This window comes from Alkalibacillus haloalkaliphilus, from assembly GCF_007991275.1.
GTDB lineage: Bacteria > Bacillota > Bacilli > Bacillales > Alkalibacillaceae > Alkalibacillus > Alkalibacillus haloalkaliphilus.
The window spans coordinates 110394-124362 of record NZ_BJYA01000015.1; the positions used below are offsets into that span (position 1 = coordinate 110394).

Annotated in this window: 14 protein-coding genes and 5 tRNA genes; 14 read left to right on the plus strand and 5 right to left on the minus strand. The window is 36.1% G+C overall.

From position 1 onward, the window contains the following. The first annotated feature begins 83 nt into the window (after window positions 1-83). Both AHA02nite_RS11420 and AHA02nite_RS11425 read left to right on the plus strand, forming a co-directional pair. Window positions 84-788 carry a lytic transglycosylase domain-containing protein gene (locus AHA02nite_RS11420; RefSeq protein ID WP_146817412.1) on the plus strand — a complete coding sequence of 235 codons (705 nt, stop codon included), beginning with the start codon at window positions 84-86 and terminating at the stop codon, window positions 786-788. 75 nt (window positions 789-863) lie between these two features. Then, entirely contained in the window at window positions 864-1298 is a 435-nt protein-coding gene (locus AHA02nite_RS11425; RefSeq protein WP_146817413.1) for a DUF2306 domain-containing protein, read from the plus strand. Between the two features lie 76 nt (window positions 1299-1374). On the opposite strand, the gene ispG is transcribed toward AHA02nite_RS11425, so the two are convergent. Beyond that, the gene (gene ispG / locus AHA02nite_RS11430) at window positions 1375-2478 is read right to left on the minus strand and encodes a flavodoxin-dependent (E)-4-hydroxy-3-methylbut-2-enyl-diphosphate synthase (RefSeq protein ID WP_281284100.1); all 1104 of its coding nucleotides are present in this window, start codon (window positions 2476-2478) and stop codon (window positions 1375-1377) included. A 166-nt stretch (window positions 2479-2644) separates the two neighbouring features. Between ispG and AHA02nite_RS11435 the strand changes: the two genes are divergently transcribed. Further along, a complete protein-coding gene (locus tag AHA02nite_RS11435; protein ID WP_146817414.1) occupies window positions 2645-3286 on the plus strand; it encodes an NfeD family protein in 642 nt (213 codons plus the stop codon). Window positions 3287-3289: 3 nt separating this feature from the next. On the opposite strand, the gene AHA02nite_RS11440 is transcribed toward AHA02nite_RS11435, so the two are convergent. Beyond that, complete coding sequence (locus AHA02nite_RS11440; protein ID WP_146817415.1) at window positions 3290-4045, minus strand: DUF1189 family protein; 756 nt, start codon at window positions 4043-4045, stop codon at window positions 3290-3292. 230 nt (window positions 4046-4275) lie between these two features. Here AHA02nite_RS11440 and AHA02nite_RS11445 point away from each other — a divergent pair, with 230 nt between their 5' ends. From AHA02nite_RS11445 to AHA02nite_RS11470, 6 genes are all read left to right on the plus strand, one after another. Next, window positions 4276-5883 (plus strand): Na/Pi cotransporter family protein, encoded by a 1608-nt coding sequence (locus tag AHA02nite_RS11445; RefSeq protein ID WP_170236087.1) that lies wholly within the window; start codon window positions 4276-4278, stop codon window positions 5881-5883. A gap of 170 nt (window positions 5884-6053) precedes the next feature. Further along, window positions 6054-6128: transfer RNA gene (locus AHA02nite_RS11450), tRNA-Asn, on the plus strand. Window position 6129: 1 nt separating this feature from the next. After that, window positions 6130-6203 (plus strand) — tRNA-Met (locus AHA02nite_RS11455). A 33-nt stretch (window positions 6204-6236) separates the two neighbouring features. After that, window positions 6237-6312: transfer RNA gene (locus tag AHA02nite_RS11460), tRNA-His, on the plus strand. A 10-nt stretch (window positions 6313-6322) separates the two neighbouring features. Beyond that, window positions 6323-6399 (plus strand) — tRNA-Ile (locus AHA02nite_RS11465). Between the two features lie 21 nt (window positions 6400-6420). Then, window positions 6421-6513, plus strand: a tRNA-Ser gene (locus tag AHA02nite_RS11470). 48 nt (window positions 6514-6561) lie between these two features. Here the strand turns inward: AHA02nite_RS11470 and AHA02nite_RS11475 are convergent. Beyond that, window positions 6562-7653: an SDR family oxidoreductase gene (locus AHA02nite_RS11475; protein ID WP_146817417.1), complete on the minus strand. Its 1092-nt coding sequence runs from the start codon at window positions 7651-7653 to the stop codon at window positions 6562-6564. Between the two features lie 216 nt (window positions 7654-7869). On the opposite strand from AHA02nite_RS11475, the gene AHA02nite_RS11480 reads away from it, so the two are divergent. The 3 genes from AHA02nite_RS11480 (at window position 7870) to AHA02nite_RS11490 (ending at window position 12035) form a co-directional block, all read left to right on the plus strand. Continuing rightward, a complete protein-coding gene (locus AHA02nite_RS11480; RefSeq protein ID WP_146817418.1) occupies window positions 7870-8481 on the plus strand; it encodes a superoxide dismutase in 612 nt (203 codons plus the stop codon). 107 nt (window positions 8482-8588) lie between these two features. Further along, window positions 8589-9815 carry an MFS transporter gene (locus tag AHA02nite_RS11485; RefSeq protein WP_146817420.1) on the plus strand — a complete coding sequence of 409 codons (1227 nt, stop codon included), beginning with the start codon at window positions 8589-8591 and terminating at the stop codon, window positions 9813-9815. 81 nt (window positions 9816-9896) lie between these two features. Beyond that, on the plus strand, window positions 9897-12035 hold the full coding sequence (locus AHA02nite_RS11490; protein WP_146817422.1) for a peptidoglycan D,D-transpeptidase FtsI family protein: 2139 nt from the start codon (window positions 9897-9899) through the stop codon (window positions 12033-12035). 46 nt (window positions 12036-12081) lie between these two features. On the opposite strand, the gene AHA02nite_RS11495 is transcribed toward AHA02nite_RS11490, so the two are convergent. Both AHA02nite_RS11495 and rpmG read right to left on the minus strand, forming a co-directional pair. Then, complete coding sequence (locus AHA02nite_RS11495; protein ID WP_146817423.1) at window positions 12082-12648, minus strand: 5-formyltetrahydrofolate cyclo-ligase; 567 nt, start codon at window positions 12646-12648, stop codon at window positions 12082-12084. 72 nt (window positions 12649-12720) lie between these two features. Then, the gene (rpmG, locus tag AHA02nite_RS11500) at window positions 12721-12870 is read right to left on the minus strand and encodes a 50S ribosomal protein L33 (RefSeq protein WP_017185831.1); all 150 of its coding nucleotides are present in this window, start codon (window positions 12868-12870) and stop codon (window positions 12721-12723) included. A 169-nt stretch (window positions 12871-13039) separates the two neighbouring features. On the opposite strand from rpmG, the gene AHA02nite_RS15200 reads away from it, so the two are divergent. Continuing rightward, entirely contained in the window at window positions 13040-13426 is a 387-nt protein-coding gene (locus tag AHA02nite_RS15200) for a hypothetical protein (protein WP_218025420.1), read from the plus strand. Between the two features lie 41 nt (window positions 13427-13467). Next, window positions 13468-13947: an endolytic transglycosylase MltG gene (locus AHA02nite_RS11510; protein ID WP_146817425.1), complete on the plus strand. Its 480-nt coding sequence runs from the start codon at window positions 13468-13470 to the stop codon at window positions 13945-13947. Window positions 13948-13969: the final 22 nt, after the last annotated feature.

Consider the following 13969-nt stretch of genomic DNA (forward strand, 5'->3'; position numbering starts at 1 on the left):
TTGATTAGGAGCTGCTAATAAGTTAGTATGACAACTTGGGCCCAAAAGTTACCAATTCTTTGAGGGTAGGAAAGGATGTTTACATGAATATTAAGCATTATGCTATTTTATTTATTACAATTATGGTTATGACAACGGCATTCATCGTGAATAATATAAATTATGAACAAACTATAGAAGAATTAGAGCAGCAGCAAAAAGAATTAAAAATTCAAAATGAATCAATACAAAACCAAAATGAGTATTTCCAATCAATTAATTTAAAATGGGAATCAGATTTTTCATACCATAATTGGAATGAGATTGAAATGCAAGCTAATAAAATGGTCGAGGACAGTGGAGGTTCTTTTGAGAAGTCGTGGGCACTTTTCTTAATTCAAAAATCAGAAGCTTATGACATAGACCCGTTCATTGTATATGAGCTAATTAAAGTCGAAACAGGCGATACGTTTGACCCTGAACTAGTTGGGCCACCAACTCAATATGGCCATGCTTACGGTTTATCACAATTTATGGAAAATACAGCACCGTGGATTGCTGATATGGCAGAACTTCCTTATGAGAAAGATTTGCTATTTGAACCAACTTATAGCATTCAATTAGCAGTAGTTTATTTAGACTTCTTGTATGATGAGTATAATAATTGGGATGAAGCGTTAACCGCTTACCATAGAGGCATCGGTGGCCTAGAACAATATCAAGAAGAGAATGGACATGCAGCTAGTTGGTATGCTGTAGAGATTCAAGAAAAAGCAGAAGAGAACCGTAGCTTAGCCTTTGCGAACTAAGTTAGTGGCAACAAGTATAATTTATGCTCTCCCTCACACACTATAAATACTCCTAAGGAAAGTGAGGGAAGATGAATGAGCAACGATGATCGACACCCGAGAAGTTATAGTGAAGATGATAATTATTTCGAGCAAAACAATAATTTTAATCCAACTAATGATCCCATCACTGGAATCAGAAATGCTGAAGATGGCATAAGTAACCGAAGTGACGATGTAGAATTCTCAAGTGATGCAGCGACATTTAATCCTGATGAATTAGACGAAGATAAAATGAGAAAAGAAGAAAAAGAGTCAAGGTATGAAGAACATGTTGATGCAGGTTGGGGCTGGATCGCTTTAGCAGTATCGTTACTGTCATTCTTTGTATGGACATTACTGTTTGCCGTTATCGGTGTAGTGATGGGTATATATGCTAAGCGTCGTGGTGCCAATACGTTAGGTAACATAGCGATTGGTATAGCGATTGCAGCAGTAGCGATTAGATTGTTCTTATTTCCGATAATATAGATGTACGGTCTGCCTATATGGCAGGCCTTTTTTATGTAAAAACCTCCAAATGGATTAACCATTTGGAGGTTTGCATTTATGCTTCTTGTTCTTCTTTTTGTTTTTGGTAATGCTCTTCAGCTAATTTATCGACTTCTTTCTTAAGTTCATCGACCATTATTTCTTCAGGTACTTTTCGAATAATTTCACCGTGTCTGAAAAGTAAGCCTTCGCCACGGGCACCAGCAATACCAATGTCAGCTTCACGAGCTTCACCAGGACCGTTTACTGCACAACCTAAAACAGCCACTTTAATTGGTGCTTTAATGTTTTGAATATACTCTTCGACTTCGTTTGCAATCGAAATTAAATCAATTTCAATTCGGCCACATGTTGGGCAAGAAATTAAAGTAGCTGCATTGGCAGCAAGCCCAAATGATTTTAATAACTCTTTAGCAACTTTAACTTCTTCAACAGGGTCTGCACTTAATGAAATGCGGACAGTGCTTCCAATTCCTTTACTTAAGATCGCTCCTAAGCCTGCAGCACTTTTAACTGTTCCAGCAAATAAAGTACCAGATTCAGTAATACCTAAGTGAATTGGATAAGTTATTTGTTCAGCTGCCTTTTCATAGGCTTCACCTGCTAAATGGACATCCGAAGCTTTTAAAGATACGACTATATTGTGAAAGTCTAAGTCCTCTAAAATTTTAATATGGTGTAAAGCACTTTCTACCATAGCATCAGCTGTTGGGTAACCGTATTTTTCTAATAAATGGCGTTCAAGTGAACCAGCATTAACACCAATACGAATTGGTATACCTTTTTCTTTTGCTGCATTAACGACTGCTTCAATACGTTCACGCTTACCAATATTACCAGGGTTGATACGAATTTTATCTGCTCCACCTTCAATCGCTTTTAAAGCTAAACGATAGTCAAAGTGAATATCTACAACAAGTGGAATGTTGATTTGTTTTTTAATTTCTGGGATGGCATTCGCAGCACGGTCATCTGGACATGCTACACGAACAACTTGACATCCAGCTTCTTCTAAACGGTGTATTTCATTAACTGTTGCTTCTACATCATGTGTTTTTGTAGTAGTCATTGATTGAATAATTACTTCATCTTTTCCGCCAATCATGACATTTCCAACACGGACAGGTCTTGTATCTTTACGATGTGTGATCGTAGACATCTTTCAACTCTCCTTTTATATATACAATGGAAAATTTTAAGCTCTCCATAAAGAATCATAACATAAGTTTAGTTTAACATGCTAACTTAGATAACTGCTATAATAAATATATAGTATTTAATATGTCAGAAAAATGCATTAGAATATAAAAAAGGGAGGGAATATAATGATTGAAAGTGTATTAGGAGTATTTGTCATTACTGGGGTTGCGATGTTCTTTTTCTTTGCTGAAATCTTAATCCGTTTAAGAGGGTTAGGTGCCTTAATTGGTGTGATTACAATAGGGTTGTACTTTTCATCATTTTTATCCACGGCGGATTTAATATTAGTCGGATTGGGCTTTGCTTTAGGCCTCGCATTAATTATTGCTGATGGCAAATTTGTGAATGATGGTATTTTAGGAGTTATCGGTTTTTTTGTAGTATTATTTTCAGTAGCTTTCGCTGCTCCTGACGGTATATATGCTACGTATAGTATTGCTGGTGTAATATTAGGTTCTTTAAGTAGTTTAATCTTAATTAGAATTGATGCATTACCGAAGCGTGCTATGTGGGGAAAATTAGCTTTAAAAGATCAGTTGACAAGTGAAAAAGGTTATAATTCTTTAAATGAATCCTACAAAGAGTTAGTTGGAAAAGCAGGGGTGACTGAATCAATTTTAAGGCCTACAGGTACAGTGAAGATTGAAGATGAAAGATACAGTGCTGTATCTAATGGACAGTATATAGAACCTGGCCAAAATGTAAAAGTTGTAGCAGTCGATGGAACGAAAATATTAGTTGAAAAAGAAGAGAGCAGTGAGGACTAATCCTCACTGCTCTGTTTGTTTAGGAATATGCTTTAAGACTAAGTACATAATGATGAAACTACCTAACCAAAATATTATTCCGGATAAATTTTGTTGAATACCTGTCCATTGAATAATGCTTACCATGATTGTTGGTAAAGTGGCCACATAAACAGCTAATTTCCAAATGCCACTAAACTGCGCTTCTCGATTTAACGATTTATTTCCGATGAAACCAGCAAAACCTAATAGTGTAACCTCTGCTAGCTTAATGACAAAGGAAATGAAGAAATAAATAATAGTTGATACCAAAATTAAAGTTAAAATAAATTGATCTAATCCATCAACAATTTGTTGTAACGTAAAATCCCCACTTGAAATAACATCATCATATAAGAAAGAGTAATGATTTCGGTCAGTGACGAGAGTTGCTTGTTCTGATTGGAAATATAAGACGACATTACCTTCAGCTTGTTCAAAACCTTCTTCTGTAAAGGCAATAGAAGTATTACCTTCTTCAACTAGAGATCGGTCTTCATCAAGGTTGACAGTCTCCCCGTCAAAATGTCCAGTTAACTCATCAGATATTGCCGAATCACTTATTTGGTTCACTGCTTGTTGTGAATCGAATGCCATAATAGCGGCATATGGTATTGCCAATAAAAACATAAGAGTTATTAAATAAACTATTGGTTTGCTTATTTTTTCTGATCTTAACTTGGCAACATTTTTAAAGTTAGACAAGCTCCAAATGAATCTTTTTAATATATTAACCTTCATGCAATTCCTCCCATATAGCTCTTTACTATAATAACTAACAACGCCCTTGCGAACAATAAATTTATAACATTTTTTATATTTAAATAGCTATTGTTAAGTTTTTGTAAAGAATGTCGAGAATAGGTTTACTTTGTTGAATGTATCGGAGCATAATGGACTTGTTGAAATCAACATAGATAAACATATTTTGATCTGAGGTGAGGAATGTGGAAGAAGTTTCAGTTCAACAAATGATATTCCTGTTTGTTGGTGGACTAGGTCTTTTCTTATTTGGAATTAAGTACATGGGGGATGGTTTACAACGATCAGCTGGTGATAAGTTAAGGGACATTTTAGATCGTTTTACAACAAACCCTTTTATGGGTGTACTTGCTGGTATTGTCGTAACTGTTCTTTTACAAACAAGTACAGGTACAACGGTATTAACTATTGGTTTAGTTAATGCGGGATTCATGACATTAAGACAAGCTATTGGTGTTATTATGGGTGCCAACGTAGGTACTACAGTAACTGCATTTATTATTGGTATCGACATCTCTGCGTATGCACTGCCAATACTAGCGGTTGGTACATTTTTACTGTTTTTCTTCAAAAATAAAAAAGTTGTTTATTTTGGACAAACGGTATTCGGTTTTGGAGCCATTTTCTATGGACTGGAGCTAATGAGTGACGGGCTAAGACCTCTGAGAGGAATGCAAGCATTCCAAGATCTGACTGTTACCATGAGTGATATACCTTTATTAGGTGTTGCAATTGGTACCATTTTTACAGTTAGTGTTCAAAGCTCTACAGCAGCAATTGGTGTATTACAGTCGTTACATGCTGAAGGAGCAATAGAGCTTCAAGCTGCTTTACCTGTGTTATTTGGTGATAATATTGGTACGACAATTACTGCTGTATTAGCAGCGATGGGTGCGAGTGTTGCAGCTAAACGAGCAGCAGCTTCACACGTAATATTCAACTTATTGGGTACTACAGTCTTTTTAATATTATTAATACCTTTCACAATGGCTGTAGAATGGTTTAGAGATGTATTAGTATTAGAACCGAGGATGACCATTGCGTTTGCACACGGAATTTTCAATGTTTCTAATACCGTAATCCAATTTCCATTTATAGCTTTATTAGCATTAATCGTAACAAAGCTTGTACCTGGTGAAGATTCTGTCGTTGATTCGAAGCCTAAGCATTTAGATCCTATATTCTTAGAGCAATCACCTTCAATGGCAATTTCTCAAGCTAAAGCTGAAACACTTAGAATGGGTGAAGTTGCAATTAAAGGTTTAGAGCAAACACGAGAGTATTTAAACTCAAATCAACCTAAAAATGCAGAAATCGCGTTATCATTAGAAGATGCAATTAATAACTTAGATAAGAAAATTACGAACTACTTAGTGCAAGTATCTAGCCAAGATATTACACAAGCAGATAGTAATGTTCACTCGACGGTAGTTGATGTTGTTCGTGATATGGAACGAATTGGTGATCATTTCGAAAATATCGTTGAACTGAATGAATATAAAATTGCTAACAAAGTCCATTTAACAGAGCAAGCAATGGAAGACTTAAACGAAATGTTTGACTTAACCGTTGAAACGGTAACGCAAGCTATTAAGGCGTTTGAAGATGGAGATGTTGAGTTAGCGAAAAAAGCAATGGAAAAAGAGAATAAAATCGATGAAATGGAAAGAGTTTATCGTAAGAAGCATATTCATCGTTTGAATGAAGGTAAATGTTCTGGCACAGCTGGAATTATCTTTGTTGACATTATTAGTAACCTAGAACGTATTGGAGATCACGCATTAAATATCGCGCAAGAAGTTAATCATGAAGAATAGATAAAAATCAAGACAGGCTAAGCACTTTAGCCTGTCTTGATTAATAAATTAAATGCTTTTATAAAAAAACCAATCAACTCTGTTGACAACCCTACAGTATCATGGTAAATTATATCTCGTCGCTGTTGATAGGTTTTAGCTTACACAGCACAAACATACCTTTGTTATTTTCCAGCGTAGCTCAGAGGTAGAGCAGTTGGCTGTTAACCAATTGGTCGCAGGTTCGAATCCTGCCGCTGGAGCCATGGCGGCGTAGCTCAGCTGGCGAGAGCGTACGGTTCATACCCGTGAGGTCGGGGGTTCGATCCCCTCCGCCGCTATTACATAATTATAAACTTACATACTTAAATATGGCGGTCGTGGCGAAGGGGTTAACGCACCGGATTGTGGCTCCGGCACTCGTGGGTTCGATTCCCACCGATCGCCCCATTACTTAAGTGGACCCTTAGCTCAGCTGGTTAGAGCTATCGGCTCATAACCGATCGGTCGCAGGTTCGAGTCCTGCAGGGTCCACCATTACAATGTTATATTTTATTCGGAGGAGTACCCAAGTCTGGCTGAAGGGAGCGGTCTTGAAAACCGCCAGGGGCTTCACGGCCCGCGGGGGTTCGAATCCCTCCTCCTCCGCCATTAAATCAAGCTTATATATGAGCTTGTTTTTTTATGGTTAAAATTTGTTTAAGTAATTTCTATATGCTTAGTCCAATCATTCTCAAACTTTTTATAATACCTTACAATCGCTGGTAAATACTCCTTAAGATCAGGACAGGTAATGCCTGCACTTTGTAATTCCTCAATCGTTTTTGAACAATCAAAATCCGACTCACAATAAAAATAATCTAACGCCTCTTTCTCAATTCTGAACCATTTACGAAACGAAGAAAAAGATAAAAATGCTTTACCAATAGTTAATGGAACATTACCGATAGGGTTTTTACCTAAGTATGCTTGTGTAAACATTTCATAAACATCTTGAGCATGGTAGGGTTTAGGGTCAGTTAGATGAAATGTTTTACCTTTACTTGTTTCACTGTGTGCTAAATGCATCGTTCCTTTCACAATATAATCAATTGGAACAAAGTTAGCTAAGGCCTTTCCTTTTCCGAGATAAGGAATGAGTGGCAGTGACTTTAATCTTTGTAAATAGTTTAAAATAAAATATGGTCCATCGAATTTACTCGTTGAACCACTTTGCGAATGACCAATTACAATTCCTGGACGAATTATTGTAGTCGGAACATTTGGTTTAATGGCTTCAGTCAGTTTTTCTGCTTCGAACTTAGTTTTTTCATAATGATTTTTAAATGATTGCCCATGATCTAATTCATGTTCGTAAATTTTACCTTCACGGTCACCTGATACATAAGCTGTGCTAAAATACACAAACCGTTCTATGTTGTCGCACTGACTAACAAAGTTATTAACATGGTTTGTACCAATTACATTTACTTTATGAGCAATGTCGTAAGGTACAGCTAGGTCATATAAAGCGGCTAAATGAAAAACGTGAGTAACGTCATGTTGGATGTTATTAGCTATTCTTTGATTAATAGCAAGCCCTTCTTTAGTGATGTCCCCTTTAACAATAGTCAACTTATCTCTAGTGACTTCTTCCTCAATAACAATATGGTTTAATAAGTTATTAGCTTCATCAAAAGCCTGCTCTAAAACAAGTAAGTAAATGTGGTCAAAATCTTTTTGACGAATAATTTCACGGATTAAATTTGCAGATATAAAACCAGGAAACCCAGTAAATAAATATGATTTCATTTTAATCACCTCATTTAAAATTATTTTAGCATATAATTCAGAATATTTAATTTCATAAGAACTATGAGTTTAAATGAATTATTTTATGGGTATATAATTTACGGAGATACTTTTAAGGCAAAAAACTTGCATATCAGCCATTCGGTTGATAACCTTTTACTGAGTGGAAATTCAGAAAATACTTTCCACCGTATTATGTTGAAGGAGGAATTAATTATGGCTAAATTTGAACTACCAGAATTACCTTATGCTTACGATGCATTAGAACCACACATCGACCAAGAGACAATGAACATTCACCACACGAAACACCATAATACGTATGTGACGAAGTTGAATGCTGCTCTAGAAGGGCACGCGGATCTTCAAGACAAATCATTAGAAGAACTACTTCAAAACCTAGACTCACTTCCAAGTGACATTCAAACTGCAGTACGTAACAACGGCGGTGGTCACGCTAACCATACATTATTCTGGACTATTCTTTCACCAAATGGTGGCGGTGAGCCAACAGGTGAATTAGCAGAAAAAATTAAAGAAGCTTTCGGTAGCTTTGATCAATTCAAGGAAGATTTTGCTGCAGCTGGTGCTGGCCGTTTCGGTTCAGGTTGGGCATGGTTAGTAGTTAAAAACGGTAATGTTGAAATTACATCAACTCCAAACCAAGACACACCGGTTATGGAAGGTGTTACACCAATTTTAGGATTAGACGTTTGGGAGCACGCTTACTACTTGAAGTACCAAAACCGTCGTCCAGATTACATTAATGCATTCTGGAACGTTGTTAATTGGGACGAAGTAAGCAAGCGTTACGAAGAAGCTAAATAATAATTATACAAAGCTTGTACCTATTTAGGTGCAAGCTTTTTCTTTTTGGTTTAGTTGCATAAGCGACCTTTTATTGCAAAAACTACAGATAGAAACGAGGGAGTTGTATGTTGCTAAACCGCTTAAGTCAAGATGTGAGTGATCATGAACGCAAAAACTTATACTTACTTCTAGCCATTGGGCTGTTATATACGCTTGGGATTTTCCTTTCGAATATCTTCGTCAACATCTTTTTATGGAAACAATCAGAAGATATACAAGTAGTTGCTGTTTATAACTTATTTATAGCGATCTCACAAACGTTAATTTATATTTTGTTTGGTAAATGGGCGAAAAAGATTGACCGAATATTAATATTAAGAGCGGGAATCACGTTAATATCAATATTTTTTATATCAGTGTTAGCGTTTGGCGAAAATGCTGCTCACTACAATCTTCTACTAGGAAGTTTGTTAGGTGCTGGCTATGGGTTTTTTTGGTTAGCTTTTAATGTATTAACGTTTGAAGTAACCGAACCTTACACACGCGATTTTTTCAATAGTACATTAGGGATGTTGCAATCATTTAGTGGAATGGTTGGGCCTATAACGGCTGGTTTTATTATTACAGTGTTGACCGGGTATACGGGCTATTTAACCATCTTTTTTATTTCATTTATTCTCTTTATATTAGCTGTTGTTTGTAGCTTCTTTATCGAAAGAAGAGAGATAGAAGGAACTTATGCTTTACGCGTTGCACTTAAAGAAAGACAAGAAAACGTAAACTGGAAAAGACTATTAAATGCTCACTTTTTTCAAGGAACGAGAGAAGGAGTCTTTTTATTTTTAGTTGGTTTATTAGTATATATGGGAACACAAAGTGAAATGACGGTTGGTATTTATAACTTTATCTATGCCGCTACTTCTTTGTTAGCTTATCAAGTCGTAGCGCGTGTAGTGAAACCTTCTAACCGAATTAAGTTTATTACATTTGGTGCGATTAGTTTGTATTTAGCGATTTTTTGGTTACTCATTTCGAACTTGTCTTATGAATTCTTCATTTTTGGAGCGATTGTTGGTATTGCTTTTCCGCTATTCTTTGCTCCATATATGTCGATCTCATATGATGTGATTGGTAAGGCAAACCAGGCTCGTGAGTACCGGATTGAGTATATCATTTTACGTGAGATCTTTTTGAATTTAGGACGTGGAACATCGTTATTGCTCTTTTTGCTCGGTTTGCTTTTTATGGATCAATCAATGTGGATTCAGTACGGAATTGTCATATTTGGAGTTGGCTATTTAATTGTAAACATTTATCTAGCCAAAATTGTTAAAGGTAGCCAAAAGACTTAACAAATCTGTACCATTCTTCCCTTATTTATTCATGAAAAAGATGCTATAATATGTATTAGCATTTAAGGGGAGGAGCTAACATTGAAAAATAAAGAAAGTAAATCGCATTTACCTCTTCGCTTAAATTTATTATTCTTCTTAATCTTTTTACTTTTTTCGATGCTAATATTACAACTTGGCGTCGTACAAATATTATATGGACAGGATGCACAAGAAGAGATTGATCGAACAGACCAAGATACTTCTGAAACACCTGTACCTCGAGGAAGAATGTTTGATCGAACTGGGGAATTAATTGTTGATAATGAGCCTATATTGGCTATTACTTATACACCACCCAAAAATGTTCAGCCTGATGATAACTTAGAAATTGCTGAACAGCTAGTCGATTATATTGAAGTCACTTCAGACGGTTTATTATCACGTGTAACCGAGCGGGATGTAGAAGACTATTGGATTTTGCAAAACTTTGAAGAAGCTTATAGCCGACTTGATGATGAAGAGCTTGAACTGAGTGATTCTGAACAATATCAATTAGTTTTAGATCGAGTTACTGATGAAGACTTGGATGAAATCTCTGATGAAGAGATGAACGTCATTGCATTATTCAGAGAGCTTAATCAAGCAAGTGCACTAACACCTCACATTATTAAAAGAGATATTGAAAATGATGAGTACGCTGTAATTGCAGAAAACTTAAATCGATTTCCAGGGATTAATGTGACAACAGACTGGGATCGAGTTCATTTATTTGGAGGAAGCTTTTCTAACTTAATAGGTGGTATTACAACGACTCGGCAAGGGATTCCAGATGAAAATTTAGATTACTTTTTATCCCGTAATTATAGCCGAAACGACCGTGTCGGCAGAAGTGGTCTAGAAGATCAGTACGAACAATATTTAGCTGGTCAAAAAGAAGTGCGTGAACACATTACAGATTCAAGTGGAAATGTCATTAGTAGTGAGCTGATCAGAGAAGGAGAGCGTGGAAAAGACTTAGTCTTGTCAGTTGATATGGAATTACAACAGCGTCTCGATGAAATTGTTGGTGAAGAACTAACGGAGGCTATTGAAGAACATCCTAACGAACATTTAAATATTGCAATGGCTGTCATGATGGACCCTAATACAGGTGAAATATTAGCGATGTCTGGTCAAAGGTATGACCGTGATGAAGAAGATGAAAATGAACGTTTAGTTGACGAGTCGGTTCGCGTTGTAATTGATGCGTATATGCCTGGTTCAACCATTAAAGGGGCGACCGTCTTAGCTGGATTTGAAGAAGGTGTCATTAGTCCAGGTGAAGTGATGAGTGACCGTACGATTCGATTACCAGGGGATGCAGGGGATGATAATACTTTTAGTTCACACAGGAGATTAAATTCTCTTAATGATATCGGAGCATTACGTGAATCATCCAACGTTTATATGGGGTTCATTGCTTTAAGAATGAATGATGAATTAAGACATCAATATGATTTTAGAAACACTGTAATGAATAGAACGCGTGAAGGTTATCAATCAATGATTAACTATTATGGACAATTTGGTCTCGGTGTGGAAACAGGAATCGACTTTCCATCTGAAACGTCTGGTACCACTGATCCTTATGGTGATGTTCCCCTACCTGGTGAGTTAATGGACTATTCGATTGGACAGTTTTTCAATTATTCTACCTTACAGATGGGGCAATATGTCTCGACGATCGCCAATGGTGGGTATCGAATCGCACCATCACTCGTTCGTCAAATGCACAGTGCTGGTGATACTGATGGGCTAGGCCCGTTATATAAAGCAAATGAACCTAAAATATTAAATCGTGTCGATATGGATGACCATTATATTGAAAGGGTCCAAGAAGGATTTAGACAAGCGTTTCAAGAAAGTGGCGGTACAGGGACAACTTATTTCGGCGATAAAGACTACAACCCTGCTGGTAAAACAGGAACTGCGGAAGATGCGGTATATAATCGTGGGGAAAAAATTGCTGACGTAAACAATTTAAACTTAGTTGGGTATGCTCCTTTTGATGATCCAGAAGTAGCTTTTGCAGTAGCCGTACCACATACTGACCCAAATTCTGACCATCGAACTAACTTACGAATAGGCGAGCGTGCTTTAGATGCATATTTTGAATTGCAAGAAGAGCGTCAAGGTACAACAGAGGAAGAATTGGAAGACGAAGTTGAGTTAGAAGAAGATAACTCTGAGGAAGAATAAATAAACAGGTGCACATTGGTCATGACGACCTTGTGCACCTGTTTTGTTAAAAACATTGGTATATTTGTTTATTCGAAATAATATAATCAACAGGAATGTCGTAATCATCATAAGGGATCGACCGGACAATTTGTTCTTCCATGGCAATGGATAATTTAGTGCCATTAAACTTTTTTAAAAATCGATCATAATAGCCGCCACCATATCCGATTCGATAACCGTTATGATCAAATAATAATCCTGGTACGACGATTAAATCAATTTCATTGGATGTAACTTGTTCGCTTTTCCTTTCAATCGGTTCATACAAATCAAGATACACATTCTCTAGTTCAAGTTCGTCGGTAAATTTGAAGAATTTCATTAAGTTACCTTCATGTGGATAACACTTCGGGATGACAACTTGTTTGTTTTCTTTCCAAGCTTGTTTAATGATTGGGTATGTAGTTAGTTCAATGTCACGTGGGATGGTGATGGCAATTGTTTGCGATTGCTTCCAGTAATCTGTTTTAAACAACGTGTTGCTAATCAGGTTAGCAGCTTCTTTTTTTTGTTCACGACTTATATGTTTTAACAGACGTTTGCTTAAAGTTCTAAATGAATGTTTATACATTATATACTCTCCTTTAAACAAATGGTGAAAAAGGTCTTAATATAAAGAAAAACAGCAGGTTCCCCTACTGTTTTACTTCGTTTCACGGTGTAACGTATGACGACCTAATCTTGGAGAGTATTTTTTCAACTCTAAACGGTCAGGGTTCGTACGTTTATTTTTAGTTGAGATATAGTTACGATCACCAGTTTCAGTGCAAGCTAGTGTGATTTGTACACGCATGATTTTTCCCTCCGTTTCTACATATAACTTCAATTTGACTTAACTATCATACCAAAATTGATACAGATATTCAAGGTGCAATAGGAAGGATTTTATATTAAACTAATTTCTCTTCACGACTTAAAATGATAAACTATATCTATGAAACAAAACAGTAAGGGTGAAAAAGATGATTTATGCGTTAGGAACACTTTTAGTTATAGGCTTAGTATTACTTATAATATCCTTTTTTATGAACAATCGATTTAAAGATATAGAAATTGAATTAGAACAGTTATCTATGGATCACATTCAAAATCAGTATGTTATGAACAATAAACTTAAAGTATTAGAGGAAGAGCTATTAACTGAAACGACAAATTTAGAAGATTACTCCAATCAACGTAGTAAAAATGATGAACTAATTAAACAAAAAGAACCTACAGTGGTTAAACGAGTTGTTGGTTTGTTTGAAGAAGGTTACAGTTTCAAAGAAATAGAAGAGCAGACTGGCTTAAGCCAAGATGATATTAAAGTCATCGTCCATCAAAAGACTAACAAGCAAGCTTTTGCATAGGCTAATTAGAAAGGAATAGTTGCATTATGAGGCCAATAATAATGGCATTTTCACTAGGTGTAATAGTGACGACATTAATTATAACAGTTGTGTACTTCAATGAAGCTGAAGGTGAACAAGAAGTAGCTAATGTTGAAGCTAATGAACATGTTTCTATAGAAGAAGCACACGAGTTACTAGAAGAAGAAGGACATATTATAATGTCCCAATCTGATATGGACCAATTTGAACAATTGGAAGAAGATTATAAAGATTTAAAAGAACAACTAGATGATTATGAAGCTCAAGAACAATTAACGGATGATCAGAGTGACCATAAAATATATACGCTAGAAATTGAATCAGGAATGAGTACACATAACATTGCTTCTGTCCTAGAAGAAGAGAGCATCATTGATGATTCAGACGAATTGGTCAATTACTTAACCGAAAATGAATACAGTCGAGCTATTCAAGTTGGGACTTACGTCGTAACTTCAGAGATGAGTCATCAACAAATTGCTATTACTATTACCAATTAGATTTAACCAGAATAAAAGGGGG

Bases quoted from the DNA above. Each gene is read 5' to 3' on its own strand.
- AHA02nite_RS11420 (WP_146817412.1), top strand. From the start codon at position 84: ATGAATATTAAGCATTATGCTATTTTATTTATTACAATTATGGTTATG.
- AHA02nite_RS11495 (WP_146817423.1), bottom strand. From the start codon at position 12,648: ATGTATAAACATTCATTTAGAACTTTAAGCAAACGTCTGTTAAAACAT.
- AHA02nite_RS11480 (WP_146817418.1), top strand. From the start codon at position 7,870: ATGGCTAAATTTGAACTACCAGAATTACCTTATGCTTACGATGCATTA.
- AHA02nite_RS11485 (WP_146817420.1), top strand. From the start codon at position 8,589: ATGTTGCTAAACCGCTTAAGTCAAGATGTGAGTGATCATGAACGCAAA.
- AHA02nite_RS11445 (WP_170236087.1), top strand. From the start codon at position 4,276: ATGATATTCCTGTTTGTTGGTGGACTAGGTCTTTTCTTATTTGGAATT.
- AHA02nite_RS11510 (WP_146817425.1), top strand. From the start codon at position 13,468: ATGGCATTTTCACTAGGTGTAATAGTGACGACATTAATTATAACAGTT.
- ispG (WP_281284100.1), bottom strand. From the start codon at position 2,478: ATGTCTACGATCACACATCGTAAAGATACAAGACCTGTCCGTGTTGGA.
- AHA02nite_RS11475 (WP_146817417.1), bottom strand. From the start codon at position 7,653: ATGAAATCATATTTATTTACTGGGTTTCCTGGTTTTATATCTGCAAAT.
- AHA02nite_RS15200 (WP_218025420.1), top strand. From the start codon at position 13,040: ATGATTTATGCGTTAGGAACACTTTTAGTTATAGGCTTAGTATTACTT.
- AHA02nite_RS11435 (WP_146817414.1), top strand. From the start codon at position 2,645: ATGATTGAAAGTGTATTAGGAGTATTTGTCATTACTGGGGTTGCGATG.
- rpmG (WP_017185831.1), bottom strand. From the start codon at position 12,870: ATGCGTGTACAAATCACACTAGCTTGCACTGAAACTGGTGATCGTAAC.
- AHA02nite_RS11425 (WP_146817413.1), top strand. From the start codon at position 864: ATGAGCAACGATGATCGACACCCGAGAAGTTATAGTGAAGATGATAAT.
- AHA02nite_RS11440 (WP_146817415.1), bottom strand. From the start codon at position 4,045: ATGAAGGTTAATATATTAAAAAGATTCATTTGGAGCTTGTCTAACTTT.